25 protein-coding genes are annotated in these 25,537 nt (G+C 72.4%); 18 read left to right on the forward strand and 7 right to left on the reverse strand.

Translation table 11 applies throughout. The annotated features are described in order from the left end of the window. Window positions 1-98 precede the first annotated feature (98 nt). The gene (locus ABZ887_RS40030; protein ID WP_361301374.1) at window positions 99-761 is read right to left on the reverse strand and encodes an N-acetylmuramoyl-L-alanine amidase; all 663 of its coding nucleotides are present in this window, start codon (window positions 759-761) and stop codon (window positions 99-101) included. Window positions 762-821: 60 nt separating this feature from the next. Here ABZ887_RS40030 and mnmA point away from each other — a divergent pair, with 60 nt between their 5' ends. Continuing rightward, entirely contained in the window at window positions 822-1,958 is a 1,137-nt protein-coding gene (gene mnmA, locus ABZ887_RS40035) for a tRNA 2-thiouridine(34) synthase MnmA (RefSeq protein WP_361301376.1), read from the forward strand. On the opposite strand, the gene ABZ887_RS40040 is transcribed toward mnmA, so the two are convergent. Next, window positions 1,934-2,260, reverse strand: coding sequence for a DUF427 domain-containing protein (locus ABZ887_RS40040; RefSeq protein ID WP_361301379.1), 327 nt, complete (start codon window positions 2,258-2,260; stop codon window positions 1,934-1,936). The two genes, mnmA and ABZ887_RS40040, sit on opposite strands and share 25 nt — an antisense overlap. A gap of 162 nt (window positions 2,261-2,422) precedes the next feature. Between ABZ887_RS40040 and ABZ887_RS40045 the strand changes: the two genes are divergently transcribed. After that, window positions 2,423-2,962 (forward strand): TIGR00730 family Rossman fold protein, encoded by a 540-nt coding sequence (locus ABZ887_RS40045; protein WP_361301382.1) that lies wholly within the window; start codon window positions 2,423-2,425, stop codon window positions 2,960-2,962. 16 nt (window positions 2,963-2,978) lie between these two features. Further along, window positions 2,979-3,677, forward strand: coding sequence for an SDR family oxidoreductase (locus tag ABZ887_RS40050; RefSeq protein ID WP_361301385.1), 699 nt, complete (start codon window positions 2,979-2,981; stop codon window positions 3,675-3,677). Between the two features lie 72 nt (window positions 3,678-3,749). On the opposite strand, the gene ABZ887_RS40055 is transcribed toward ABZ887_RS40050, so the two are convergent. Together ABZ887_RS40055 and ABZ887_RS40060 are read right to left on the reverse strand one after the other, a co-directional pair. Then, window positions 3,750-4,973 (reverse strand): cytochrome P450, encoded by a 1,224-nt coding sequence (locus ABZ887_RS40055; protein ID WP_361301388.1) that lies wholly within the window; start codon window positions 4,971-4,973, stop codon window positions 3,750-3,752. Window positions 4,974-5,129: 156 nt separating this feature from the next. After that, window positions 5,130-6,251, reverse strand: a complete 1,122-nt coding sequence (locus ABZ887_RS40060; protein ID WP_361301391.1) for a cytochrome P450 — start codon at window positions 6,249-6,251, stop codon at window positions 5,130-5,132. A gap of 319 nt (window positions 6,252-6,570) precedes the next feature. Between ABZ887_RS40060 and ABZ887_RS40065 the strand changes: the two genes are divergently transcribed. From ABZ887_RS40065 to ABZ887_RS40075, 3 genes are all read left to right on the forward strand, one after another. Beyond that, on the forward strand, window positions 6,571-7,572 hold the full coding sequence (locus ABZ887_RS40065; protein WP_361301394.1) for a methionine synthase: 1,002 nt from the start codon (window positions 6,571-6,573) through the stop codon (window positions 7,570-7,572). Between the two features lie 13 nt (window positions 7,573-7,585). Continuing rightward, window positions 7,586-9,781, forward strand: a complete 2,196-nt coding sequence (gene ligA / locus ABZ887_RS40070; protein WP_361301397.1) for an NAD-dependent DNA ligase LigA — start codon at window positions 7,586-7,588, stop codon at window positions 9,779-9,781. A 213-nt stretch (window positions 9,782-9,994) separates the two neighbouring features. After that, on the forward strand, window positions 9,995-12,241 hold the full coding sequence (locus ABZ887_RS40075) for a bifunctional diguanylate cyclase/phosphodiesterase (RefSeq protein ID WP_361301400.1): 2,247 nt from the start codon (window positions 9,995-9,997) through the stop codon (window positions 12,239-12,241). Between the two features lie 138 nt (window positions 12,242-12,379). On the opposite strand, the gene ABZ887_RS40080 is transcribed toward ABZ887_RS40075, so the two are convergent. Further along, window positions 12,380-12,958 carry a TetR/AcrR family transcriptional regulator gene (locus ABZ887_RS40080; protein WP_361301403.1) on the reverse strand — a complete coding sequence of 193 codons (579 nt, stop codon included), beginning with the start codon at window positions 12,956-12,958 and terminating at the stop codon, window positions 12,380-12,382. Between the two features lie 96 nt (window positions 12,959-13,054). Between ABZ887_RS40080 and ABZ887_RS40085 the strand changes: the two genes are divergently transcribed. The 6 genes from ABZ887_RS40085 (at window position 13,055) to gatB (ending at window position 17,599) form a co-directional block, all read left to right on the forward strand. Beyond that, complete coding sequence (locus tag ABZ887_RS40085) at window positions 13,055-13,426, forward strand: DUF4267 domain-containing protein (RefSeq protein ID WP_361301406.1); 372 nt, start codon at window positions 13,055-13,057, stop codon at window positions 13,424-13,426. Between the two features lie 38 nt (window positions 13,427-13,464). Further along, window positions 13,465-13,956, forward strand: a complete 492-nt coding sequence (locus ABZ887_RS40090; RefSeq protein WP_361301409.1) for a cupin domain-containing protein — start codon at window positions 13,465-13,467, stop codon at window positions 13,954-13,956. Window positions 13,957-14,033: 77 nt separating this feature from the next. Beyond that, window positions 14,034-14,330 (forward strand): Asp-tRNA(Asn)/Glu-tRNA(Gln) amidotransferase subunit GatC, encoded by a 297-nt coding sequence (gene gatC / locus ABZ887_RS40095; RefSeq protein ID WP_007384860.1) that lies wholly within the window; start codon window positions 14,034-14,036, stop codon window positions 14,328-14,330. Between the two features lie 6 nt (window positions 14,331-14,336). Next, the gene (gene gatA, locus ABZ887_RS40100) at window positions 14,337-15,830 is read left to right on the forward strand and encodes an Asp-tRNA(Asn)/Glu-tRNA(Gln) amidotransferase subunit GatA (protein WP_361301412.1); all 1,494 of its coding nucleotides are present in this window, start codon (window positions 14,337-14,339) and stop codon (window positions 15,828-15,830) included. Then, window positions 15,827-16,069 (forward strand): hypothetical protein, encoded by a 243-nt coding sequence (locus ABZ887_RS40105; RefSeq protein ID WP_089098594.1) that lies wholly within the window; start codon window positions 15,827-15,829, stop codon window positions 16,067-16,069. Before gatA ends, ABZ887_RS40105 begins: the two co-directional genes overlap by 4 nt. A gap of 15 nt (window positions 16,070-16,084) precedes the next feature. After that, complete coding sequence (gene gatB, locus ABZ887_RS40110; protein ID WP_361301416.1) at window positions 16,085-17,599, forward strand: Asp-tRNA(Asn)/Glu-tRNA(Gln) amidotransferase subunit GatB; 1,515 nt, start codon at window positions 16,085-16,087, stop codon at window positions 17,597-17,599. A gap of 107 nt (window positions 17,600-17,706) precedes the next feature. Here gatB and ABZ887_RS40115 read toward each other — a convergent pair whose 3' ends face one another. Then, entirely contained in the window at window positions 17,707-18,516 is an 810-nt protein-coding gene (locus ABZ887_RS40115) for a methyltransferase domain-containing protein (protein WP_361301419.1), read from the reverse strand. Window positions 18,517-18,702: 186 nt separating this feature from the next. On the opposite strand from ABZ887_RS40115, the gene ABZ887_RS40120 reads away from it, so the two are divergent. The 6 genes from ABZ887_RS40120 (at window position 18,703) to ABZ887_RS40145 (ending at window position 24,322) form a co-directional block, all read left to right on the forward strand. Beyond that, on the forward strand, window positions 18,703-19,029 hold the full coding sequence (locus ABZ887_RS40120) for a hypothetical protein (RefSeq protein WP_361301422.1): 327 nt from the start codon (window positions 18,703-18,705) through the stop codon (window positions 19,027-19,029). A gap of 93 nt (window positions 19,030-19,122) precedes the next feature. Further along, window positions 19,123-19,698: a GNAT family protein gene (locus ABZ887_RS40125; RefSeq protein WP_361301425.1), complete on the forward strand. Its 576-nt coding sequence runs from the start codon at window positions 19,123-19,125 to the stop codon at window positions 19,696-19,698. 35 nt (window positions 19,699-19,733) lie between these two features. Continuing rightward, entirely contained in the window at window positions 19,734-20,429 is a 696-nt protein-coding gene (locus ABZ887_RS40130) for a hypothetical protein (protein WP_361301428.1), read from the forward strand. Window positions 20,430-20,635: 206 nt separating this feature from the next. After that, on the forward strand, window positions 20,636-20,830 hold the full coding sequence (locus ABZ887_RS40135) for a hypothetical protein (protein WP_361301431.1): 195 nt from the start codon (window positions 20,636-20,638) through the stop codon (window positions 20,828-20,830). Between the two features lie 185 nt (window positions 20,831-21,015). Continuing rightward, window positions 21,016-24,054, forward strand: a complete 3,039-nt coding sequence (locus ABZ887_RS40140; protein WP_361301458.1) for an AAA family ATPase — start codon at window positions 21,016-21,018, stop codon at window positions 24,052-24,054. Between the two features lie 31 nt (window positions 24,055-24,085). Beyond that, window positions 24,086-24,322 carry a DUF6191 domain-containing protein gene (locus ABZ887_RS40145; protein WP_361301461.1) on the forward strand — a complete coding sequence of 79 codons (237 nt, stop codon included), beginning with the start codon at window positions 24,086-24,088 and terminating at the stop codon, window positions 24,320-24,322. A gap of 16 nt (window positions 24,323-24,338) precedes the next feature. On the opposite strand, the gene ABZ887_RS40150 is transcribed toward ABZ887_RS40145, so the two are convergent. Beyond that, window positions 24,339-25,517, reverse strand: a complete 1,179-nt coding sequence (locus tag ABZ887_RS40150) for a PQQ-dependent sugar dehydrogenase (protein WP_361301434.1) — start codon at window positions 25,515-25,517, stop codon at window positions 24,339-24,341. Between the last annotated feature and the right edge of the window lie 20 nt (window positions 25,518-25,537).

The following is a 25,537-nucleotide window of genomic DNA, read 5'->3' on the forward strand; positions in this document are numbered from 1 at the left end:
GCAGGCGCAGCTGGCGCCACTGGTGCGGGACGCAACGGACACAGGCAGCGCGCAGGACTGCCACAGGATAACGATTAAGTCACAGGTGGAACCTGAGGTCAGGCCTGTCCGACACGCCGAACAAGCCCCATGTACCGACCCCAGTCCCAGTGCTTCCCCGGGTCGGTGTGATCCGTCCCCGGCACCTCCACGTGACCGATCACGTGCTCGCGGTCCGTCGCCATGCCGTACCGCCGGCATATCGCGGCCGTCAGCCGCGCCGAGGCCGCGTACATCGCGTCGGTGAAGTCCTCCGGCCGGTCCACGAACCCCTCGTGCTCGATCCCGACACTGCGCTCGTTGTACGACCGGTTCCCCGCGTGGAACGCCACGTCCAGCTCGCGGACCAGCTGGGTGATCCGCCCGTCCTTGCGCACGATGTAGTGCGCCGCGGCCTGGTGCGCCGGATCCTGGAAGGCCTTCACCGCGCTCGCGAAGCCGCCCTGGGTGACATGGACGACCACCCGGTCGATCGGGTAGTCGGCCGGCCGGTCCGCCGTCCGGTAGTTCGCCGGGGACGCCGCCACCCACCGCGCGCCAGTGAAGTCCACCGCCCCCGCCACCCGCGCCTTGCTCACCCCGGGCAGCCGCCAGTACAGCCGCGTCAGCTCGTCCCTGGTCAGCGCCACCGTGCCCACGGCCGCCGCCGCCCCGCCGACCAGCAGCGCCCGCCGCCCGATCCGCCGGTCCCGATCACCCGCCACCGCCTGATGTGCCCCCATGCGATCTCCAACGGATACTCGCGGGCCCCGGTTCCCGCGTCCCCGTACCCTGGAGGGGCTATGACTGACACCCCGCAGCGCACCCGCCCCCTCCGCGTCCTCGCCGCCATGTCGGGCGGCGTGGACTCCGCCGTCGCCGCCGCCCGCGCGGCCGAGGCCGGCCACGACGTCACCGGCGTCCATCTCGCGCTCTCCGCGAACCCGCAGTCCTTCCGCACGGGCGCCCGGGGCTGCTGCACCATCGAGGACTCCCGCGACGCCCGCCGCGCCGCCGACGTCATCGGCATCCCGTTCTACGTCTGGGACCTCGCCGACCGCTTCCGCGAGGACGTCGTGGAGGACTTCGTCGCCGAGTACGAGGCGGGCCGCACCCCCAACCCGTGCCTGCGCTGCAACGAGAAGATCAAGTTCGCGGCCCTGCTCGACAAGGCCCTCGCGCTCGGCTTCGACGCCGTCTGCACCGGCCACTACGCGAAGATCGTGACGCTCCCCGACGGCTCCCGCGAGCTGCACCGCGCCTCCGACATGGCGAAGGACCAGTCGTACGTCCTCGGCGTCCTGGACGACAGGCAGCTCGCCCACGCCCTCTTCCCGCTCGGCGACACCCTCACCACCAAGGACGAGATCCGCGCCGAGGCCGAGCGCCGGGGCCTCGCCGTCGCCAAGAAGCCCGACTCGCACGACATCTGCTTCATCGCCGACGGCGACACCCAGGGCTTCCTGGCCCGGCGGCTCGGCAAGGCCGAGGGCGACATCGTCGACGAGACGGGCGCCAAGCTCGGCACCCACGAGGGCGCGTACGGCTTCACCATCGGCCAGCGCAAGGGCCTGCGCATCGGCACCCCCGCCGCCGACGGCAAGCCGCGCTACGTCCTCGACATCTCGCCGGTGAACAACACGGTGACGGTCGGCCCCGCCGACGCCCTCGACGTGACCGGCCTGACGGCGATCAAGCCCCGCTGGTGCGGCGCCGCCCCGACCGGCCCAGGCGTCTACACCGCCCAGCTCCGCGCGCACGGCGGCGAGACCGAGGTCAGCGCGGCACTGACCGAGGGCGAACTCCACGTCACCTTCACCGAGCCGGTCCGCGGCGTCGCCCCCGGCCAGGCGATCGTCCTGTACGACGACACCCGCGTCGTCGGCTCGGCGACGATCGCCTCGACCGTCCGGCGTCAGCCGGTGACGTCGACCTCGTAGAAGCAGAGGTGGTCCTTGATCCGGGCGACGTCGGCCTTCGGCTCGGGGTACGCCCAGACCAGGTCCGGCGCGTCCGGCAGGGACCAGTAGGAGGCGGTCCCCTTGAAGGGACAGACGGTGTGCGTCTCGGAGGGCGTGAGGAGGTCCAGCCGGACGTCCTCGGCGGGGATGTAGTAGCGCACGGGAGAGCCGGTCTCACGCAGGATGAGGGGCCGGTCGCTCTCGGCGAGGACCAGGTCCCCGTGCGTGACGCGGACGTGCTGCTGGGACTGCTCGATGGTGATGGTGTGTCCAGAGGCCATGTAAGGGTGACGCCGACGGACGCCCACTTGTTCCCGCCGGGTGCGCCAGCGCCCTGCTTTTAGGGGCGCGGGGCTGTATTCGATGTGCGGCTCCGCCGCGTGGGCGCGAGCAACCCCCACACACCCGCAGCCGCCACACAACGCAATGCATACCCTGACCCCATGCGAATCTGCGTCTTCCTCTCCGCCGCCGACCTGGACGACCGCTACACCCGCCCCGCCCGCGACTTCGCGAAACTCCTCGGCGAGGGCGGCCACACCCTCGTCTGGGGCGGCTCCAACGTCGGCCTCATGAAGGTCGTCGCCGACGGCGTCCAGGAAGCCGGCGGAAAGCTGGTCGGCGTCTCCGTCGGCTTCCTCGCCGACAAGGCGCGCCCCGGCGCCGACGAGATGGTCGTCGCGGCCGACCTCGCGGAGCGCAAGCGGCTCCTCCTGGAGAAGGCCGACGCCGTCGTGATCATGGTCGGCGGCACCGGCACGCTCGACGAGGCCACCGAGATCCTGGAGCTGAAGAAGCACGGCCGCACCGACAAGCCCGTCGTCCTGCTCAACACCGCCGGCTTCTACGACGGCCTGGAGGAGCAGTTCCGCCGCATGGAGGCGGAGGGCTTCCTGCCCCGCCCCCTGGCCGAGCTGATGTTCTTCGCCGAGGAACCCGCGCAGGCCCTGGCCCACCTGGAGCAGGGTCCCGCCGCCCGCTGATGCGAGCATGGGGCCCATGGCAACTCATGTGATCACCGGTGCCGGTTCCGGCATCGGCGCCGCCGTGGCCCGCCGCCTGCACGCGCGCGGGGACGAACTCGTGCTGCACGCGCGCGACGCGGGCCGCGCGAAGGAACTGGCCGCCGAGTTCCCCGGCGCCCGCACCCTGGTCGGCGACCTGGCCGACCCGGACAAGCTCTCCTGGGCCTTCTCCCACCAGACCCTCCCCGACCGGGTGGACTCGCTGCTGCACATCGCCGGCGTGGTCGACCTGGGCGAGGTCGGCGAGCTGACCCCGAAGTCCTGGCGCCACCAGCTCAACGTCAACCTCGTCGCACCGGCCGAGCTGACCCGGCACTTCCTGCCCCAGCTGCGCGCCGCCCGCGGCCATGTGCTGTTCGTGAACTCCGGCGCCGGACTCAACGCGCACGCGGGCTGGTCGGCGTACGCGGCCTCCAAGCACGGCCTGAAAGCCCTCGCCGACTCCCTCCGCGCCGAGGAGCACGGCAACGGCGTCCGGGTCACCTCGGTCTACCCGGGCCGCACGGCGAGCCCGATGCAGGCGAAGGTCCACCAGCAGGAGGGCAAGGAGTACGACCCGGCGCGGTGGATCGACCCGGAGTCCGTGGCGACCACCGTCCTGACCGCCCTGGACCTGCCGAGGGACGCCGAGATCAACGACCTGACCGTGCGCCCGGGCCCGCTGCCCGGCTAAGCCTGATTGCAGCGCCCCAAAGGGGCGCGGGGAACTGCGCGATCAGCCACGACGGCGCCGCGGATGACCTGCTCACCGCAGCGTGAGCCGCCCCCGGAAGTTCTCCGGCACCGGCGCGAACCGCAGGGCCATCGTCACCGCCTCCGGGTGGTCCACGGTCAGCCGGTAGCGGGTGCACAGCAGATGGCACAGGGCCATCAGCTGGACGACGGCGATGTTCGCGCCGATGCACTTCTTCGGCGCCCAGCCGAACGGCACGTAACAGGTCCGGTCGGCCGGGCCGTGCGGCGCGCCCGGGAGGAAGCGGTCCGGGTCGAAGACGTCGGGCTGTTTCCAGACCCGCTCGTCACGGTGGATCAGATGCGGGCTCAGCAGGTACCACTGCCCCGGCTCCAGCCGGGTCCTCCCCAGGTCGAACGCGAACGTGGAGCGGCGCACCAGCAGCAGCGGCGGGCTCCACATCCGCAGCACCTCCTTGACGAACCGGTGGGTGACCGGGGCCGCCCTGGTGGGCGCCGTACGGAACGCCACCGGGTCCACGGCACCGAGCTCGGCTTCGAGCCGGCGCCGCCACTCGGGCTGCCGGACGAACTCGTACAGCACGCTCGCCGCGGCGGTCCCGGGCGGGCCGCCGATGGCGGTGAGGACGGTCGTCACCACGTCCAGCGCGCGGTCCATGCCGAGTTCCGGCAGCAGGTCCACGAAGGGGTCGGCGAGGTCCGGCTCGCGCCCGCGCCGACCGCGGGCGCGCTGCCGCAGGACCCGGCGCACCACCAGCCCGGCCCGCACCTGGACGGCGACGTGCCGCAGATGGTGCAGGACGCCGCCCGGCGCGGGCGACACCAGCCGCGCCAGCTTCATCTCCAGGTCCCGCCGGACCAGATCCTCCTCGGCGCCGGTGAGCCCGCCGAGCGCGACGGGCAGCAGCGACCGCAGCGCCACGTCCTGCATCAGCATGGTCAGGTCGGTGCCCGGCCCGGTCCGCGCGTCCAGCACCCGCTCCATGCGCTCGATCAGCAGGCCGTGCTGCTCCGCCGTCGCGAGGGCGTGCAGCTGGGTCATCCAGGCGGAGCGGATCCGGCTCCACCGCATCTCGGGGCTGCGCCGCCGGCGCACCAGGTCGACCAGCCGGTCGTGCATGACGTACCGCTGCCAGTTGACGGCGCTGACCCGGCGGGCCGCCTCCGGCTCGAAGACCCCGAGCCGCTCGTCGTCGACCCAGAAGATCCCGTCCTCCTGGGCGCTGCGCAGCCGCATGGCACTCAGGAAGTCCTCGGGGTGCTGCGGGGTGGTCATCGTGGGCGTTCCCCTCGTGGGAGCGCGGGGAGCCGACCGGCTGTCGCCTCCCCGCGCGGGCCGGTCAGATGTGGTGGTACAGGTACCAGAACTGCCCGTACGTGCGTCGGACGTTGAGGACCGACTTCGTCTTGAGGTACAGCGCGCGCATGCTCGTCACCTCCTCTCGGGACAGCCGTCGGGACGGCTCAGCACCGCGGTGAACCGCGGCGGAGCCAGCGCCGGACCCACCTGGGGCCCGCCGCCGTCAGGGGTGACCGACACCCGCCAGTCGCGGGTCAGGAGGTCCACCAGGTCCTCCAGCAGCCGTACGGTGACGGTCGCGCCGGCACAGGTGTGCGGACCGAGACCGAACGGCAGGTAGGCCCCGTCGGGCGCACCCTCGGCCCAGCGCTCCGGGACGAACTCGTCGGGCCGCTCCCAGTACCCGGGGTGCCGGTGCACCAGGTAGCTGCACACCATCAGCCGGTCCCGGGGCGTGACCGGAGTCCCGCCCAGCTCCTGCGCGCGGCTCGGGGTGCGGGCGAACAGCCACGCCACCGGCCACAGCCGCAGCGCCTCGCGGACGGTCCGGCCCGGGTCCGCGGCGGCCCGGTCCGGGTGGGTGCCCAGCAGCAGCACCGACCAGCCGAGCGCGAACCCGATCGACCCGGCCGTGGCGAACAGGAACGACAGGTAGACCTCGACGAGTTCACGCGGATCCGCGGCCGGGCCACCCCCGCCGACGACGACGTCGACGAGGTCGCGCGGCCCCGCCGGGTGGTCCGGCGGCCGTGCCGCGCGCTGCCGGGCCCGTATCTCCGCGTGCAGGGCGTGCAGCGCACGGCGCCGGAACAGCAGCCGGGACGGCGCGGAGTGGCGTTGCCGGGCTCCCGCCAGCACGGCGCGGGCGACGATCGCCTCCACCGTCCGGTGCAGGTGGGGCGGCGCGGCCGGGTGCAGCAGCACATCACGCAGATGCCGCAGGACGAGCAGGTTCCCGGCATCCGGCCACTCGCTGCGCGGCGCCAGCCGCTCGGCGACCAGCCGGGGCAGCTCGGCCCGGTGGTCCTGCAGATGGCGCTGTACGAGACTCCGGGCCGCGCGCCCGATCGTGAGCTGTGCCGAGCGTGGCCCGAAGACACCGTGCCGGTGGTGGTAGAAGTCCGAGGTCTCCGCGACGACACCGTGCCGGTTGCCCATCACCGCCCGCGCCGCCTCGGGATCGGCCACGCACACCGCACCGCCCAGCGCCGAGCGCCACACGTCGGACCCGCCCTCGAACTCCGCCTTCAGCAAGGAGAGTTCGTCGCCGTACCGAACGGATGAATCGGATGAGCCGGATGAGCCGGATGAATCGGGGGTGCCGGGCGCGGGGCGGTGCGGCGACGACGTCATGGGCGTCCTCCCTGAGCGGTGGCGGAGCCGCGGTCCCCGGAGAGCCGCGGAAGCCGGTCCGCGATGCCGCGCGGGGCGCACCGGCCGACGGACCCAGCCTGCGGAGCGGGCCGCGCCCTGTCGCCCGCTGTGCCGTTGAGCGGAACAAATGGGGGCGAGCGGAACGAGTGGGGTGAGCGGGCCGCACACCGCACCTGCCCGCCCCGCTTAGGCTCCTCACGTGAACGCACTCTCCGACTTCGGCCCCGCCACAGGCGTCGGCTCGCTCCCCGGCACCGACGCCCGCGAGGCCGCCAAGACCGCGACCGGCAGCTTCGAGGACTTCCCCTTCCTGCCCGAGCTGCCCGCCCGCGGCCCCGGCGCCGACATGATCGGCCGCACCGCGGGCCTGCTCGTCGAGCTGTACGCGCGCGTGGAGCCCAGCGGCTGGCGGCTCGGCGACCGGCCGGGCCGGGACACCCGGCGGGCCCGGTCCTGGCTGGGCGAGGACCTGGACGCGATCGAGGAGTTCACCCAGGAGTACGAGGGGCCGCTGAAGGTGCAGGCGGTCGGCCCCTGGACCCTTGCCGCCGCCCTGGAACTGCGCAACGGCGAGTCGGCGCTCTCCGACCCCGGCGCCTGCCGCGACCTGGCCGCCTCCCTCACCGAGGGGCTGCGCCTGCATCTGGCCGAGGTCCGACGGCGCATCCCCGGCGCCCGCCCGGTGCTCCAGCTCGACGAGCCGTCCCTGACCGCCGTCCTGCGCGGCCAGGTGAAGACCGCCTCCGGCTACCGCACCCACATCGCGGTCGACCGTCAGCTCGTCGAATCCACCCTGCGCGACGTGTTCGGCGTGCACGCCGACGGCCCGGTCGTCGTCCACTCCTGCGCCCCCGACGTCCCCTTCGCCCTGCTCCGCCGCGCCGGAGCGGCCGCCGTCTCGTTCGACTTCTCGCTCCTCACCGAACGTGACGACGACGTGATCGGCGAGGCGGTGGAAGCGGGGACCCGGCTCTTCGCCGGTGTCGTGCCGGGCACGGACGCCGCATTGTCAGACCCTGCCGGTAGCGTCATGGGTGTCAGGACGCTGTGGCGCAGGCTGGGGCTGCGACCGGGGCTTCTCGCGGAGTCCGTCACCATCACCCCGGCGTGCGGGCTGGCGGGCGCTTCGCCCGCGTACGCCAGGCAGGCGCTCGCCCACTGCGTCCGGGCGGCGAGATCACTCGCGGACAACCCAGAGTAACGGGAGGAACACGGTGGCCGGCGACAAGCAGCAGGCGGAGACGGCGGTGCCCGCCGAGGCACGGGAGAAGCACGCGCGGCTCGCTGAGCAGATCGAGGAGCACCGCTTCCGGTACTACGTGAACGACGCTCCGGTCGTCAGCGACGCGGAGTTCGACAAGCTCCTCAAGACCCTGGAGGCGTTGGAGGACGAGTATCCCGAGCTGCGCACGCCCGACTCGCCGACCCAGAAGGTCGCGGGGGCGTACGAGACGGAGTTCACGTCGGTCCGGCACCGCGAGCGGATGCTGTCGCTGGACAACACGTTCAACGACGACGACCTCGCGGCCTGGGCCGAGCGGATCCACAAGGAACTGGGCGAGCAGGAGTACCACTTCCTGTGCGAGCTCAAGGTCGACGGCCTCGCCGTCAACCTCACCTACGAGCACGGCCGCCTCACCCGCGCGGCGACCCGCGGCGACGGCCGCACCGGCGAGGACATCACGCCCAACGTCCGTACGATCGCCGAGGTCCCGGACCGGCTGCACGGCGAGCGCGTCCCCGACCTGGTCGAGATCCGGGGCGAGGTCTACTTCCCGATGGAGAAGTTCGCCGAGCTCAACGCGCGTCTGGTCGAGGCCGGTGACAAGCCGTTCGCCAACCCGCGCAACGCGGCGGCCGGTTCACTGCGCCAGAAGGACCCGCGGGTCACCGCCGGCCGCCCGCTGCATATGGTCGTGCACGGCATCGGCGCCCTGGAGGGCTTCGAGGGCCTCGGCCGGCTCTCCGAGGCCTACGACCTGCTCAAGACCTGGGGTCTGCCGACCTCCCCGCACAACAGGGTGGTCGACGACCTCGACGGGGTACGGGAGTTCATCGCCTACTACGGCGAGAACCGGCACTCCGTGGAGCACGAGATCGACGGCGTCGTCGTGAAGCTGGACGAGATCCGCCTCCAGGGTCGCCTCGGTTCGACGGCCCGCGCCCCCCGGTGGGCGATCGCGTACAAGTACGCGCCGGAAGAGGTCAACACCAGGCTGATCGACATCAAGGTGGGCGTCGGCCGCACCGGACGCGTCACGCCGTACGCCCAGGTCGAGCCGGTCACCGTGGCGGGCAGCGAGGTGGAGTTCGCCACCCTGCACAACCAGGAGGTCGTCAAGGCCAAGGGCGTGCTGATCGGCGACATGGTGGTGCTGCGCAAGGCCGGTGACGTCATCCCGGAGATCCTCGGCCCGGTCGTCGACCTGCGGGACGGCAGCGAGCGGGAGTTCGTGATGCCGGCCGAGTGCCCCGAGTGCGGGACGCCGCTGCGGGCCATGAAGGAGGGCGACATCGACCTGCGGTGCCCCAACGCCCGGACCTGCCCCGCCCAGTTGAGAGAGCGCGTCTCCTACCTCGCGGGCCGTGAGTGCCTGGACATCGAGCACTTCGGCGGGGTCGCGGCGGCGGCGCTCACCCGGCCGCTGGAGCCCACCGCCCCGGCGCTGGTCGACGAGGGCGACCTGTTCGACCTCACCGTCGAGAAGCTGCTGCCCATCAAGGCGTACGTCCTGGACCCGGACAGCGGGCTGCCCAAGCGCGACCCCAAGACCGGCGAGGAGAAGGTCGTCACGGTCTTCGCCAACCAGAAGGGCGAGCCCAAGAAGAACACCCTCGCGCTGCTGCAGAAGATCGAGGAGGCGAAGACCCGCCCGCTCGCCCGCTTCCTCAACGGCCTGTCCATCCGGCACGTCGGACCGGTCGCCGCCCAGGCGCTGGCCCGCGAGTTCCGCTCCATCGACCGCATCGAGCAGGCCACCGAGGAGGAGCTGTCGAACATCGACGGCGTCGGCGGCATCATCGCGACCGCGCTCACGGAATGGTTCGCCGAGGAGTGGCACCGCGAGATCATCCGAAAGTGGAAGGCCGCCGGAGTCCCGCTGGAGGACGAGTCCAGCGGAGAGGACGAGGGGCCGCGCCCGCTGGAGGGCCTCACCGTCGTCGTGACCGGGACCCTGGAGCACTACACCCGCGACGGCGCCAAGGACGCGCTGCAGAGCCGCGGGGCCAAGGTGACCGGGTCGGTGTCGAAGAAGACCGCGTTCGTGGTCGTGGGTGACAACCCGGGATCGAAGTACGACAAGGCGATGCAGCTGAAGGTTCCGGTTCTGAACGAGGACGGATTTGTCGTCCTTCTGGAGCAGGGACCGGACGCGGCGGCCGAAGTCGCCCTTCCGACCGAGGAGTAGGGGTTGAAGGCCACCCGTTCGGCGCATACCAGATGCATACGGGTGGCCGGGGCGCAATCGGGCAACCGTAGACGACCGCTGCCCGTGGAAGCCTTCTGCGGCCTACTGTTGGGATATGCGCCTGCCGTGCCCAGCTGCGGTCGGGGCATTCCCGTGCCCCGGCAGGGCACGGACCGCATGGCGTGGGCACCGCCGGCTGTGAGAGGGACGGGAATGGAACCGACCGAGAGCGCCGCCCCGGGCGCGCGGCCGCCGCTGCGCCGCCGGGCGTGCGCGTGGCGGGCGAGCCGGTGGCCGGCGCGGGGCGATCGGCGCCCCGGCCTGCCACGTATGCCGGGCGTGCCGACGGTGGGCGTCGCGGACGCCCGCGACCCGCTGCCGCTGGCCGCCGTCGAGCCACCGCCCGGCCTGGTCGGCACCGAACACGAACGGCACCTGTCCTGGCCCGCGCTGCCCGCCGGGGTCGTCGCGGCCGCCGGGTTCGTCCTCGGCGCCGGTTTCTACCGCGCGTTCTCCGACAACCACGCGCTCTTCCCGTCCGGCACGGTCGGCTGGTCGCTGGCCGTGCTGACCGGCATCATCGTCGGCCACCTCGTCCTGCTCGGCCGCGCCCGCTGGTGGGGCGGCACCGGCTCCGGCGCCGCCCTCACCCTCGCCGTCCTCCTGCTCTACGGCTGGGTGCCCGCCGGCATGGTCAGCCTCACCGTCGTCGTCCTGGTCGGCATAGCCAGGCGCCACCGCTGGCGGCAGGGTGTCCTGCACGGCGCGGTGGACATCCTCGGCATCGGGGCCGGCGCCCTGGTGCTCCTCGTCTTCGGGCGCGTCCCGACCGTCGAGTCGCCCTGGGACCCGGCCGGCTGGACCGTCTCCACCGCCCCCGAGGTCGTGCTCGTCGCGGTCGCCTATCTCGCCGTCACCCGGGCCCTGCTCTGGTACCTGCACGCTCCGCGCGGCGGCGGCCTGCCCACCGTCGCCCGCACCGCCCTGATGCGCCAGGGCCTGGTCGCCGTCGCCCTGCTCGGCATCGCCCCGCTGATCTGCGTGGTCGCGGTCGCCCAGCCGCTGCTGCTCCCGCTGTTCTCCATCCCGCTGGTCGCCCTCGACTCCACCCTGTGGATAGCCCGGGCCCGCGCCGAGGAGCAGCTGCGCGACCCGCTGACCGGACTGCCCAACCGGCAGTGGCTCCTTGAGCGGATCTGGACCGCCCTCGACGACGCCGAACGCATCGGCGCCCGCTCCGCCCTCATGCTGATCGACCTCGACCGGTTCCGTTCGGTCAACGACACGCTCGGTCATCTCGCCGGTGACCGGCTGCTCCTCCAGATAGCCGACCGGTTGCGGGCCGCGCTGCCGCGCGGTGCGGAGGCGGCCCGGCTCGGCGGTGACGAGTTCGCGGTGTTACTCCCGGTCGCCGACTCCACGACCTCGGCCACCCGGGTGGCCCGCGGCCTGGTCACGGCCCTCTCCTCACCGCTCGACCTCGACGGCCTCACCCTGGTCCTGGAGGCCAGTGCGGGGGTCGCCGTCTTCCCCGACCACGCGCTGGACGCGGAGGGGCTGCTGCGCCGGGCGGACGTGGCGATGTACCAGGCCAAGCGGGACCGTACGGGCGTCGAGGTGTACGAGTCCAAGCGGGACTCCAACACCCCCGACCGGCTGGGCCTGCTGGGCGATCTGCGGCGCGCCCTGGACGCCCACGAGGTGCAGCTGCACTACCAGCCGAAGGTGCGTTTCGACGGCCAGGTGGCCGGACTCGAGGCGCTGGTGCGGTGGGTGCACCCGGAACGCGGGAAGGTGCCGCCGGACGAGTTCATAGCGATCGCCGAGTCGTCCGGGCTGATGCCCCATCTGACGGAGTACGTGCTGGAGACCGCGCTCGCGCAGGTCGCCCGGTGGCGGGCGCAGGGGCTGCGGGTGCCGGTGGCGGTCAACGTCTCGCCGCGGGACGTCCACACGCCGGGGTTCGCGGGCCTGGTCGCGGCGCGGCTGGCGCGGCACGGGGTGCCGGCCGGGGCGCTGCAGCTGGAGATAACCGAGCATGTGCTGCTCGAGGACCCGCAGCGGGCCGCCGACACCCTCGCGGGGCTGAACGGCCACGGCGTGAAGATGTCGCTCGACGACTTCGGCACCGGGTACTCGTCGCTGGTACATCTGCGGCGGCTGCCGGTGAGCGAGCTGAAGATCGACCGGTCCTTCGTGGCCCGGCTGGCCGTCGACAACGAGGACGCGGAGATCGTGCGCTGCACGGTCGACCTCGCGCATTCGCTGGGGCTGCTGGTCGTCGCGGAGGGCGTGGAGGACGACGAGACGTGGGAGCGGTTGCGGGACCTCGGGTGTGACGCCGTGCAGGGGTGGCTGGTGGCCGCGGCGATGCCGCCGGAGGAGACCACGGCGTGGTTGCTGGCGCGAGGGTCGCGGGGGTGGCAGCGGCCGCGGGCTGCGTTGCCGGCGGCCGAGTAGTCGCCCACCCGCCCGCCCGTTCACCGTTTCTCAAGAGGTGAGCGTCTGCCGTGGGGGTGCGGTCGTGTTGGCGGGTGCGGGTGCGCTGTGGTTGCTCGCGCAGTTCCCCGCGCCCCTAAAGACAAAAAGACGGGAAGCCTACGGAGCTGCGAAGTGCCCCACCAGCAGCGCAAGCCTCGTCTCGTGGGCCTCCTCCGGGAGGCGGCCGCTGCGCATCAGGGTCACCATGCCGTGCAGGCCTGCCCAGAACGTCTCCGTCAGGATGCCGGGGTCCTCGTCGCCCACGGCGATCGGCTCGACCGCCTGCGACAGCTCGCCGAACGCCGCCCACAGGGCCTTGGGGGCCTCCTGGGTCGCGAACGGCAGGTCCACCCGGTGCGTGAACATCGCGTCGTAGAGCGCGGGGCGCCGACGGCCGAACGACGTGTACGCCTCCGCCACCGCCGCCAGTGACTCCCGCGTGCCCTGCGCCGCGGTGCGCGCCGCCCGCAGCTCCGTCGCCATCTCCGCGAAGCCCTGGACGGCCACCGCCGCCATGATCGCGTCCTTGCCCTTGAAGTGGCTGTAGAGGACCGGCTGGCTGTACTCGATCTCGGCGGCCAGGCGGCGGGTCGTCACCGCGTCCCAGCCCTCCGCCTCCGCGAGTTCCCGCGCGGCCGTGACGATCAGCTGCTCCCGCTCTGTCCGCTCGCGCTCACGGCGCCCTTGAATCGACATGCCCTGGATTCTAGCAGTGCTAGCCAATCTGTCGATGCTCTGCTAGCTTCGCTATCAGTCCTAGCGTTGCTAGAAAACAACCCACAGGGGGCTCTCGTGACCGTCACCGCCTACACGCTCGCCGTCGTGCTCGACCTGTTCTGCCTGTTCCTCGGCTACCGGTTCCTGTTCCAGCCGGGGCCCGCCGCCGTCGGCTACGGCGTCCCCGCCGACCCGAAGGGCGACGCCGGCGCCTACCTCACGGTCAAGGGCATCAAGGACGGCACGTTCGGCGTCATAGGCCTCGCCCTGCTCGCCTTCGCCGGTGCCCGTGCCGAGGCCTGGTTCATGCTCTGCGTGGCACTCGTGCCGCTCTGCGACACGCTGGTGGTGCTGCGGCACGGCGGTGCGAAGGCGGTCGCCTACGGGATCCACTTCGCCACCGCGATCGTTGTCCTGATCAGCGCCGTCCTGCTGTTCCTCGTCTGATCGCCCGCGACACGTCGTCATCAACAGGGGGTTCGGAAATGTCGTTGTTCGTACCGAAGTTCGATGAGTCCGTGATCGTGCGGGAGGCCGACGCCGAGGTGGTCGGCGGTGACCCCACCCGGGTCCGGCTGCTCGCCGACAGCAGCTCGACCGGCGGCGCGCTCTCCACCGTGCGCGTCACCCTCGGCGAGGGCGCCGACGGCGCCGTACCGCATCTGCACCGCAACTCGGCCGAGATGTTCTACCTGCTCGACGGCGCCGCCGACCTGCTCTCCGGCGACGACGTCGTCACCGCCGAACGCGGCGACCTGGTCGTCATCCCGCCGGGAGCGCCGCACGCCTTCGCCGCCGTCCCCGGCAGCACCGCCGACATCCTCGTCGTCATCACACCCGGCGTGGAGCGCTTCGAGTACTTCCGCCATCTCCAGCGGCTGCGCCTGGGCGAGGCCACCCTGGAGAGCCTCCTGGAGGTGCAGGAGCTGTACGACAACCACTACCTGCGCAGCGAGGCCTGGGACACCCGTCGCTGAAACCGTTTAACGGGTACCCGGCCCTGCCCCATAGGATTGGCTCCAAACCACACACACTCACCCCAGAGGAACGCTGCATGCCTGGCATCACGCGCGAGGAGGTCGCCCACCTCGCCCGGCTGGCGCGTCTGGAGCTGAAGCCCGAAGAACTCGAACACTTCGCAGGCCAGCTGGACGACATCATCGGCGCGGTCGCCCGCGTCAGCGAGGTCGCCGACCAAGACGTACCGCCGACCTCGCACCCGCTGCCGCTGACGAACGTCATGCGCGCGGACGAGGTCCGTCCCTCGCTCACCCCCGAGCAGGCGCTCTCCGGCGCCCCGGCCCAGGAGCAGCAGCGTTTCAAGGTGCCGCAGATCCTGGGGGAGGACTAGACAGCCATGACGGACATCATCAAGCTCGGCGCCGCCGAGATCGCCGCGAAGATCGCCGCCGGCGAGCTCACCGCCGTGCAGGTCACCGAGGCGCACCTGGCCCGTATCGAGGCCGTCGACGAGAAGGTGCACGCCTTCCTGCACGTCGACCGCGAGGGTGCCCTCGCGCAGGCGCGTGCCGTCGACGAGAAGAAGGCCCGGGGCGAGAAGCTCGGGCCGCTCGCCGGCGTCCCGCTCGCGCTCAAGGACATCTTCACCACCGAGGGCGTGCCGACGACCGTCGGTTCGAAGATCCTCGAAGGCTGGATCCCGCCGTACGACGCGACGCTCACCAAGCGGCTGAAGGCCGCCGACGTGGTCATCCTCGGCAAGACCAACATGGACGAGTTCGCCATGGGGTCGAGCACGGAGAACAGCGCGTACGGGCCCACCGGCAACCCGTGGGACCTCACCAAGATCCCCGGTGGTTCCGGTGGCGGTTCGTCCGCGGCCCTCGCCTCCTACCAGGCGCCGCTCGCCATCGGCACCGACACCGGCGGCTCCATCCGCCAGCCGGCCGCCGTCACCGGCACGGTGGGCGTCAAGCCGACCTACGGCGCCGTCTCGCGGTACGGCATGGTCGCGTTCTCGTCCTCCCTGGACCAGGGCGGGCCCTGCGCCCGTACGGTCCTGGACGCGGCGCTGCTGCACGAGGTCATCGCCGGACACGACCCGCTGGACTCCACGTCCATCGACGCTCCCGTGCCGCCGGTCGTGGAGGCCGCGCGCAACGGCAGCGTGGCCGGCATGCGCGTCGGTGTCGTCAAGCAGTTCCGCGGCGAGGGCTACCAGGCCGGCGTCATCCAGCGGTTCGACGAGTCCGTCGCGCTGCTGAAGGAACTGGGCGCCGAGATCGTCGAGCTGGACTGCCCGTCCTTCGACCTGGCGCTGTCGGCGTACTACCTCATCGCGCCGAGCGAGTGTTCGAGCAACCTCGCCCGCTTCGACGGCCTGCGCTACGGCCTGCGCACGGGCGACGACGGCGGCCACTCCGCCGAGGAGGTCACCTCCCTCACCCGTGAGGCGGGCTTCGGCCCCGAGGTGAAGCGCCGCATCATGCTCGGCACGTACGCGCTGAGCTCCGGCTACTACGACGCGTACTACGGCTCCGCCCAGAAGGTCCGCACGCTCATCACGCGCGACTTCGAGAAGGCCTTCGAGCAGGTCGACGTGATCGTGTCGCCGACCACGCCGACCACCGCCTTCCCGATCGGCGAGCGTGCCGACGACCCGATGGCGATGTACCTGGCCGACCTGTGCACCATCCCGACGAACCTCGCGGGCAACGCGGCGATGTCGCTGCCCTGCGGCCTCGCCCCGGAGGACAACCTCCCGGTGGGCCTGCAGATCATCGCCCCGGCGCTGAAGGACGACCGGCTTTACAAGGTCGGCGCCGCCGTCGAGGCCGCCTTCGTGGAAAGGTGGGGCCACCCGCTCCTGGAGGAGGCACCGTCGCTGTGAGCAACGCACTGTCGAAGGCCAAGGGCTTCAAGAAGTCGAAGTCCGGTACGTACCTGTCCATGGCCACCACCGCGTTCGGTGCGGTCGGTGTCGCCAAGCAGATCAAGAAGGCCCGCGCCGAGCACGACACGCTCCGGCTCATCGACGCCACCGTGTCCGCCGTCGCGATCGTCACCGGTTTCGCCCTGCTGTACCGCGAGCTGAAGCGGCTGGGCGACGACGACGTCCTGCTGGGCTGAGAGGGAAGTTTCACCGTGACCACCACGATCGACCTGGTGTCGTACGAGGACGCGCTGGCGACCTACGACCCCGTCATGGGCCTCGAGGTCCATGTCGAACTCGGCACCAGGACCAAGATGTTCTGCGGCTGTTCGACGGAGCTGGGCGCCGAGCCCAACTCGCAGACCTGCCCGACCTGCCTCGGCCTGCCCGGCGCGCTCCCGGTCGTCAACGCGACCGGCGTCGAGTCCGCGATCAAGATCGGCCTCGCGCTGAACTGCGAGATCGCCGAGTGGTGCCGCTTCGCCCGGAAGAACTACTTCTATCCGGACATGCCGAAGAACTTCCAGACCTCCCAGTACGACGAGCCGATCGCCTTCAACGGCTACCTCGACGTACAGCTGGAGGACGGCACGTCCTTCCGGGTGGAGATCGAGCGCGCCCACATGGAGGAGGACACCGGCAAGTCGACGCACGTCGGCGGCGCCACCGGCCGTATCCACGGCGCGTCCCACTCCCTGCTGGACTACAACCGCGCGGGCATCCCGCTCATCGAGATCGTCACCAAGCCGATCGAGGGCGCCGGCGAGCGGGCCCCCGAGGTCGCGCGGGCGTACGTCCGTGAGCTGCGCGAGGTCATCCGGGCGCTCGGTGTCTCCGAGGCCCGGATGGAGATGGGCCAGATGCGCTGCGACGTGAACCTGTCGCTGCGCCCGCACGGCCGCGAGAAGTTCGGCACCCGCAGCGAGACGAAGAACGTCAACTCGCTGCGCTCCGTGGAGCGTGCGGCCCGCTTCGAGATCATGCGCCACGCGGCCGTGCTGAACGGCGGCGGGACGATCATCCAGGAGACCCGGCACTTCCACGAGGACACCGGGTCGACGACCTCGGGCCGCGTGAAGGAGGAGGCCGAGGACTACCGGTACTTCCCGGAGCCCGACCTGGTCCCGGTCGCCCCGTCCCGCGCGTGGGTCGAGGAGATCCGCGCCGCGCTGCCGGAGATGCCGCTGGCCCGCCGTAGCCGCCTCCTCGCGGAGTGGGGCATCTCGGCCACCGAGATGCAGGCGATCCTGAACGCCGGTGCGCTGGACCTGATCGTCGCCACCATCGACGCCGGTGCCGACGCGGCCTCCGCCCGCAAGTGGTGGATGGGCGAACTGGCGCGCAGCGCCAACGAGTCGGGCACCTCGCTCGACGAGCTGGCGATCACCCCGGCGCAGGTCGCCCGGGTCACCGAGCTGGTCTCGAAGGGTGACCTCAACGACAAGCTGGCCCGCCAGGTCATCGAGGGCGTCCTCGCGGGCGAGGGCACCCCGGACGAGGTCGTCGACAAGCGCGGTCTGAAGGTCGTCTCCGACGAGGGCGCACTGACCGCCGCCGTCGAGGAGGCCATCGCCGGCAACCCGGGCGTCGCGGACAAGATCCGCGGCGGCAAGGTGGCCGCGGCCGGCGCCCTGGTCGGCGCGGTCATGAAGGCGACCCGCGGCCAGGCCGACGCGGCCCGCGTCAAGGAGCTGATCCTGGAGAAGCTGGGCGTCAGCGAGGGCTGAGCAAGCCACCCGCACCACCCGGTACGGCCCCGGAGGCGCTGCCTCCGGGGCCGTACCGCGTCAGCTGCGAGGCCCTACCGCGTCGTCAGCGGCGGGGCCGTACCGCCTCAGCTGCGGCGGGCCACGATCCGGGCGAAGCCGAGCAGTTGCCCCCGGTCGGCCTTGACCAGCTCCACCGACTCCCGGGCCATCCGGGCCATCTCCGGGTCCGGGCTCTCCGCGGCGCACACCTCGCTCCACAGCAGCCAGTCGCGCCAGCCGTCATCCAGCCAGTCGGCGGCCTCGACCTGCACGGCCCCGCTGCGGGTCCAGTGCCGGTGCCACCAGCCAGGGGAGTGGAACGACCAGAAACCGGGGTCCCAGTGCGCCCTGAGGTGCTCCGGCGGCTCGGCGCCGTCCAGCTCCTCGCGTACCGCGGGCACGACGATCCCGATCCGCCCGCCGGGCTTCAGCAGCCGGGTGAGCATGGGCAGATAGAGGTCGGCGGTACCGAAGTACTGGTACGCGTCGACCGAGACGATCGCGTCGAAGCTGCCCTCGGCGAAGGGCAGGTCGTGCGCTTCGGCGTGCACCGGCTGCACGCGGTCGGCGAACCCCGCCTCGGCGATGCGCCGGGCGTTGTCGTCGGGCCTGATCCACAGGTCCGCGGCGGTGACCTGTGCATGGAACTCCCTGGCCAGGAAGATCGAGGTCATCGCCCGGCCGCAGCCCAGGTCGAGCACGCGCGCGCAGGGGCGCAGCGCGTCCAGGCCGAGGGCGGGGGCCAGCCACTCCAGCAGCCACAGGGCGTGCGGGCCCATCTGGTTCTCGACGGCCCACCGGGCGTCGTAGGTGCTGCTGAGCGGGTAGCGGGGCAGGGTCAGGCGGTCAGTGAGAGAGGCGTCCTTCGACGGTGCGGGAGAGACGGCGTCGGACATGGTTGAACGGGCTCCTTGTGATCTTCGTAGTGAAGGGCGATGCGTAGGAGCTCATTCGGACCGTCAAACAATGCACCCGCTTCGGTCGTCGGCGAGGGGCCCATCAGTGCTGACCAGCGGAAGCTAGCAGTTGTCGACCTGGTCCGCAGCCGGTTTGCTCAGGTGCGGGTACTACGCTCGCCCGCCATGACCGCACACGCCGAATCAGACGCCGAACCCGAGATAACCGGGGTGGAGGCCGCGGACGACGAGGACGAGGACCTCTACGAGGACGCCCGTCGGGCCCGCTGGACCGCCACCGTGACCGGGGCGCTGCTGGCCCTGATGGGGCTCACCGCCGCGCTGATGAGAGTGGGCGGGGGCGTGCCCGCCCTGGTGCCGGCCGCCTACGGCTCCGGCTCCGCCGTCTGCGTGCTCGCGGGGGCGCTCGGAGCCCGTGGCCGCACCCGCAGGGCCCTCTGGCTGATGATCCTGGGCACCATGGTGATGGCGCTCGGCGACCAGTTCGACTGACGCCCCGCCCCGGACCGGGGGCGAGCCGCCCGAGTGCCGCGCATGAGAGGCTCGGCGGGCTGGACGAGGACGCGGTGGAACTGGAGAAACACGATGTACGCGATATCCCTGGGTGACGACGGCGCCGAACTGCGCCCGCTGGAACCCTGGCACGCCGAGGAGTTCCTGGCCCACCTGGAACGCGGGCGGGAGTTCATCGGACAGTTCATCCCCTTCGGCTCCAAGGCGACCGACGTGCTCTCCGCAAGGGCCATGCTCCAGCGGTACGCCGACATGCGCGCCGCCGACACCGCCGCCCTGCACGGCCTGTGGCTGGAGAGCACGCTCGTCGGCGGGGTGCTCTTCCTGAACTTCGACGCCGAAACGGGGAACGCCGAGGTCGGCTGCTGGCTGGAGCCGGCCGGCACCGGGCGCGGACTCGTCACGCGCGCGATGCGGGTACTGCTCGACTTCGCGGTCGAGCAACGCGGCATCCACCGGATCGAGTGGGTCGCCGCCTCGGGCAACGTGCCCAGCCTGAACGTGGCCCGGCGGCTGGGCATGACCCGCGATGGCGTACGCCGCCAGGCGCACCCCTATGGTGGCCTACGGCACGACCTGGAGGTGTGGTCGATCCTCGCCCCGGAATGGCGTGAAGCACGCACGCGTGCCGTAGAGAACGATCATTAAGAAGCCTCTCAGACAGGATCCGTACGGTGCCGGACATGGGAACCAAGACAGCTGACGAGACCGGTGCCGAGACGGGCGCCGAGGCCACGACCGACGAGGAGAAGGTGAGCGTCACCAAGAGCGCCGACGACGCGTCGGAGTCCGCTACCGAGGCCGGGGCCGAGACGGGGGCCGAGCCGGAGGCTGCGGCCGCCGGTACCGAGGCTGCCGACGGCACGGACGCCGACCTCGACGCGGAGAACGCGGACGACGCGGACGACGCGGAGGACTTGGCGGACTTGGCGGACTTGGAGGACGACGCCGACCTCGCCGGTGACCTGGCCGAGGCCGAGGGCCCGTCCGGCGTCGGCCAGGGCGCCGGTGCCGTCGTCTCCGTCGTGCTCGGCCTGGTCTCCCTCACGGGCGGCTGGATCGGTACGGTGGCCGCCGCCCGCGAGACCCTCGTCGGCCAGCTCCAGACCTCGTCGACCGCGAGCGTCGCCACGCAGGTCAAGGAGGTGTACGGCGATGCCTGGCAGACCACCGCGCTGTGGGCCGGCCTGTTCGCGCTCGCCTCCCTGCTCACCGCCGTCGTGGTGCTGGCCCGGCCCGCGTTCGGCGCCCCCGGCAAGCCGCAGGCGCCGTGGATCAAGTCGGTCGCCTGGGCGGGCGTGGCGCTCGGCGTCATCGGCCTGCTGCTGGCCGTCCTGAAGTACTCCGACGCACTCCTCGGCCTGCCGTCGACCAGCTGACACAGCCGAGAAAGCCCAGGTCGGAAGGGGCCTTAGGGCGTCCGTAAGCACCTTACGGACGTACTAAGGCCCCTTACGCGTGTCCGGGGTCCGGCGGGCCCGCGAAGATGCGGAACTCTCCCGATGTGGCGCACCCCCCTGGGAGACGAAAGTGGAGGCATCGCGGAAAGCGAAGCCCAACCACCCACTCTCACAAGGGACACACCATGTTCGAGTACGAACTCCACCGGATCCGCTCCGCCGAACTGCGCCGGCAGGCCGACGAGGCCCGCCTCGTCCGCGAGGCCGTCCGTTCCCGCCGCGCCGCACGCCGGGAGGCCCGGGAGGCCCGGGACGCCGCGGCGGCGCAGGAGGCCCATACCGACCGCCGTGGCCGGCGCCGGCTCCCGCGCGCCGCGTGAGCGCGGGCCGGGCCGGGGCCGACCGCCCGGAGACCGGGAACAGGCAAGTCCGGAACGGGGAAGCCGGTGGCCGTACGGGGGTCGGCCACCGGCTTCCCCCGTTGCTTCCCTCGCCGCCGACCACCGGTACGACAAGTGCACCGGCGCTGTGGAAAACCGCTGCCGTGGCCTCCGCGCCCCATGCGATGCTCTGGCCTGTGGAAACCAGGTCCGTGAGTCCCGTGTTCGTAGGCCGCAGCGACGAGTTGGGCACACTGAACGACGCGCTCGAGCGTGCCGGGGCCGCCGAGCCGCAGGCGCTGCTGCTCGGCGGCGAGGCCGGCGTCGGCAAGACCCGGCTGGTCGAGGAGTTCGCCACGGCCGCCTGCCGCCGGGGCGCGGTCGTCGCCCTGGGCGGCTGCGTGGAGATCGGCGCCGACGGCCTGCCGTTCGCCCCCTTCTCCACCGCCCTGCGCGCGCTGCGGGCCGCCCTGCCCGACGAACTGGCCGAGGCCGCCGCCGGCCAGGAGGACGAGCTGGCCCGCCTGCTGCCCGAGTTCGGCGAGGCGGCCACCTCCGGCCGCCACGACGAGCAGGGCATGGCCCGCCTCTTCGAGCTCACCGCGCGCCTGCTGGAGCGGGTCGCCGCCGAGCGCACGGTGGTCGTCGCCCTGGAGGACCTGCACTGGGCCGACGCCTCCACCCGCCACCTCCTCGCCTACCTGCTGCGCACCCTGCGCACCGGCCGGCTCGTCGTCCTCGCCACCTACCGCTCCGACGACATCCACCGCCGCCACCCGCTGCGCCCCCTGCTCGCCGAACTCGACCGGCTGCGCACCGTCCGCCGCCTCGAACTCGCCCGTTTCACCCGCGAGGAGGTCGGCCGCCAGATCGCCGGCATCCTCGCCACCGAACCCGACCCGGACCAGGTCGACGAGATCTTCGAACGCTCCGACGGCAACGCCTTCTTCGTCGAGGAGCTCGCCGTGGCCGCCGTCGAGGGCTGCTGCACCGGGCTCACCGACTCCCTGCGCGACCTACTCCTGGTCCGGGTAGAGGCACTGCCCGAGAGCGCCCAGCGAGTGGCCCGGATCGTCGCCGAGGGCGGCTCCACCGTCGAGTACCGGCTGCTCGCCGCCGTCGCCCGGCTCGCCGAGGACGACCTCATCGAGGCGTTGCGGGCCGCCGTCGGCGCCAACCTCCTCACCGCCACCCCCGCCGGCGACGGCTACCGCTTCCGGCACTCCCTGGTCCGCGAGGCCGTGGCCGACGACCTGCTGCCCGGCGAACGCTCCCGGCTCAACCGGCGCTACGCGGAGGCCCTGGAGGCCGACCCGGGTCTGGTGCCGGCCGACGCGCGCGTGACCCGCCTGGCCAACTACTGGTACCAGGCCCACGACCAGGCCAAGGCCCTGCCCGCCGTCCTCGACGCCTCCGTCGTGGCCCGCCGCCGGTACGCCTACAGCGAGCAACTGGGGCTCCTGGAGCGGGCGATGGAGCTGTGGGACACCGCCCCCGAGGAGATCCGCGCGGCCCTGCGGCCCGTCGACTACACCGACGTCTACCCTCCGTGCGGCTGCGATCCCGGTAGCGAGCCGCTGCGCTATCTCGACCTGATGGCGGAGGCGGCCGTCGCGGGCCGCTACTGCGGGGAGCGCGAACGCGCCCTGAAGATCACCAAGAAGGCGCTGCGGATCCTCCAGGACGAGCACGACCCGCAGCGCGCCGCCTGGTTCTGGGTACAGCGCTCCCGGCTGGTCCAGGGCCTGGCCCGCGGCGACGGCTGGCAGGAGCTCGGCACCGCCCAGGACCTGGTGCGCGGCCTGCCGCCCTCCGAGGTGCACGCCGACGTGCTGGCCAACGCCGCGAGCTGGTCCATGCAGCACGAACCCGGCCCGGAGGCCTTCGCCGCCGCCGAGCGGGCCGTGCAGTACGCGCGGATGGTGGGCGCCCGTGAGATCGAGCTCAACGCCCGGGTCACCCTGGGCACCCTCATGGTCGACGCGGGTGACGTCGACAACGGCCTCGCGGAGCTGGAGCGCGTCAAGGACGTAGCGCTCCAGGAAGGCATCTCCCATGTCGCGGGACGCGTCTACACGAACCTCGCCTCCGAGCTGGAAGCCGTCGGCCGCTCCCGGGAGGCCGTGCCGATCATGCGCGAGGGCCTCGCCTTCGCCCGCAGATACGGCCTGCTGGACTCCGAGGCATGGATCTGGGGCAACCTCTCCGAGTCGCTGTACGCGCTCGGCGACTGGGACGCGGCCGCCGAAGCCGCGGCGGCCTCCCTCGGCTCCGCGGCCAGCGCCAAGCCCCGCGGCGCCGGCGCCCTGCGGCTCGCCCACATCGCCCTCGCCCGGGGCGACACCGCCGAGGCCGGCCGCCAGCTGGCCCTCGCCCAGGCTCACTACGGCACCCACGACCCGATGCCCCAGGTGCAGCTGCCCGTGACCCGCATCGCCCTCGGCGTCGCCGTCGAGGAGGGCAGGCTCCTCGACGCCCGCGCGGAGCTGGACCGCGCCCTGGCGGCAGGCTTCCCGCCCGGCACCCACCGCTACGGCTGGCCCCTGCTGCTGGCCGCCGCCACCGCCGAGGCCGACGCCCGCGCCCTGCCCGCGGCGGCCGAGGGCCGTGCCGAGGCCCTCGACCGGCTCGCCGAGGCCGCGCGCAAGCTCACCACCGGTGCGCCCGTCTGGCAGGCGTACGAGCGCTGGACCCGCGCCGAGCTGCACCGCGCGCGGGGCATCGGCACCGCCGCCGTCTGGTCGGACGTGGTCACCGACTTCGAGCGCCTGGACCGCCCCTACGACCTCGCCCGGGTCCGCCGCCGCCTCGCCCAGGCCCTCCTCGAGGAGGCCGCCGGCGACGACGAACGCGACCGCGCGACGGAACTCCTCCGGCTGGCCGGAGCCGTCGCCGACCACCTCGGGGCCCGCCCGCTCGCCGAGGCCGTCGCCCTGCTCGCCCAGCGCGCCCGCCTCACCCTCACCGCCCGTGCCGCCCCCCGGGTCCTCGACCCCGCCGAGAGCCTCGGCCTCACCAGCCGGGAGCGCGACGTCCTCCGCCTGGTCTCGGCCGGCCGCACCAACCGGCAGATCGCCGAGGAGCTCTTCATCTCCCCGAAGACCGCGAGCGTCCACGTCTCGAACATTTTGGGCAAGCTGGGCGTTGCAGGAAGGGGCGAGGCCGCGGCGGTGGCACACAGACTCGGATTGTTCCCCGCCGAGGCCCTCGACCCCACCAGGTAAGGGGACCGGCACAGGAGGCACCGTGTTCAACATGTTCGAGGAGCTCTTCGCACCCGGCCGCAAACACACCCACGAGGAGCAGAAGCGGCTGGAGCTGACCCGGGAGGACGTGGGGGACACGGATCCCGGACGCGGACCGATAGACCTCGCGTCCGGCAAGGTCGTCATAAGGCTTCCGCAGGAGGAGCCCGCGGCGGCGCCCGAAGAGGAGCCCGAAGTAGGGCCCGACGCGGAGCCGCCGGTGGACTCCCGGGCCGACGAGGCGTGAGCGGCGGCGGCGCCGCCTACTTCACCTGCAGCTCCAGGATCCTGTCGTCGCCCGACTTCGGCCTGCCCCGCCCGTCGGTGTTGCTGGTCACCAGCCACACCTTGTCGCCGCCCGCCGCCACGACCGTGCGCAGGCGCCCGTACTCGCCGGTGAGGAAGGCCTGCGGCGCGGCGCCCGCCGTCGTGCCGTCCAGCGGGATGCGCCACAGCCGCTGGCCCTTCAGGCCGGCCATCCAGATCACGCCGTCGACATAGGCGATGCCGCTGGGGGAGGCGTCGTCGGTGTGCCACTGGGCGATCGGGTTCACGTACTTCGGGTCGGACGCCCTGCCCTCCGCGTTCGGCCAGCCGTAGTCGCCGCCGGGCTTGATCGCGTTCAGCTCGTCCCAGGTGTCCTGCCCGAACTCGGAGGCGAACAGCCGCTGCCGGTCGTCCCAGGCCAGGCCCTGCACGTTGCGGTGGCCATAGGTGTAGACGGGGGAGCCCGGGAAGGGGTTGCCGGGGGCCGGGTCGCCCTCCGGGGTCAGCCGCAGGATCTTCCCGCCGAGAGAGCCCTTGTCCTGCGCGAGGCCCCGCTGCCCGCTCTCCCCGGTGCCGGCGTAGAGCATGCCGTCCGGGCCGAAGGCGATCCGGCCGCCGTTGTGGATGACCCCCTTCGGAATCCCCTTGAAGATCGTGTCGGGGGCGCCCAGCTGCTCCTTGGCCGGCTTGCTCTCATCCCAGAGCAGGCGCACGATCCGGTTGTCGGAGGCCGACGTGAAGTACGCGTAGATCATGTGGTCCGAGGCGAAGTCGGGGGAGAGGGCGATCCCCAGCAGACCCCCCTCACCGGCCGCGGACACCCCGGAGACGGTCCCCAGCTCCGTGATCTTCCCCGTCTTCTCGTCGACCTTGCTGATCGTCCCGTCGTCCCGGTCGGAGACCAGCAGCCCGGCCCCGTCCGGCAGCGGCGCCAGCCCCCAGGGCGACCTGAGCCCCTGGGCGACCGTACGCAGCACCGTGACCGAGCCCTTGGCGGGCGCTGCCGACTCACCCGCCGAGGCGGACGCGGAGGCCCCGGAGCCACTCGCCGACGACCCGCCGGCCCAGGACGGCGTGGGCAGCCCCCCGTCACCGCCCCCGGAAGAACACCCGGCCACCACCAGGACCCCGGCCACGGCCAACACGGCGGCCCCACCTCGACGTTGCACGATCACGGTCCCTTCGACGGTTCCTC

Source organism: Streptomyces sp. NPDC047061 (assembly GCF_040643955.1).
Taxonomy (GTDB): Bacteria; Actinomycetota; Actinomycetes; order Streptomycetales; family Streptomycetaceae; genus Streptomyces.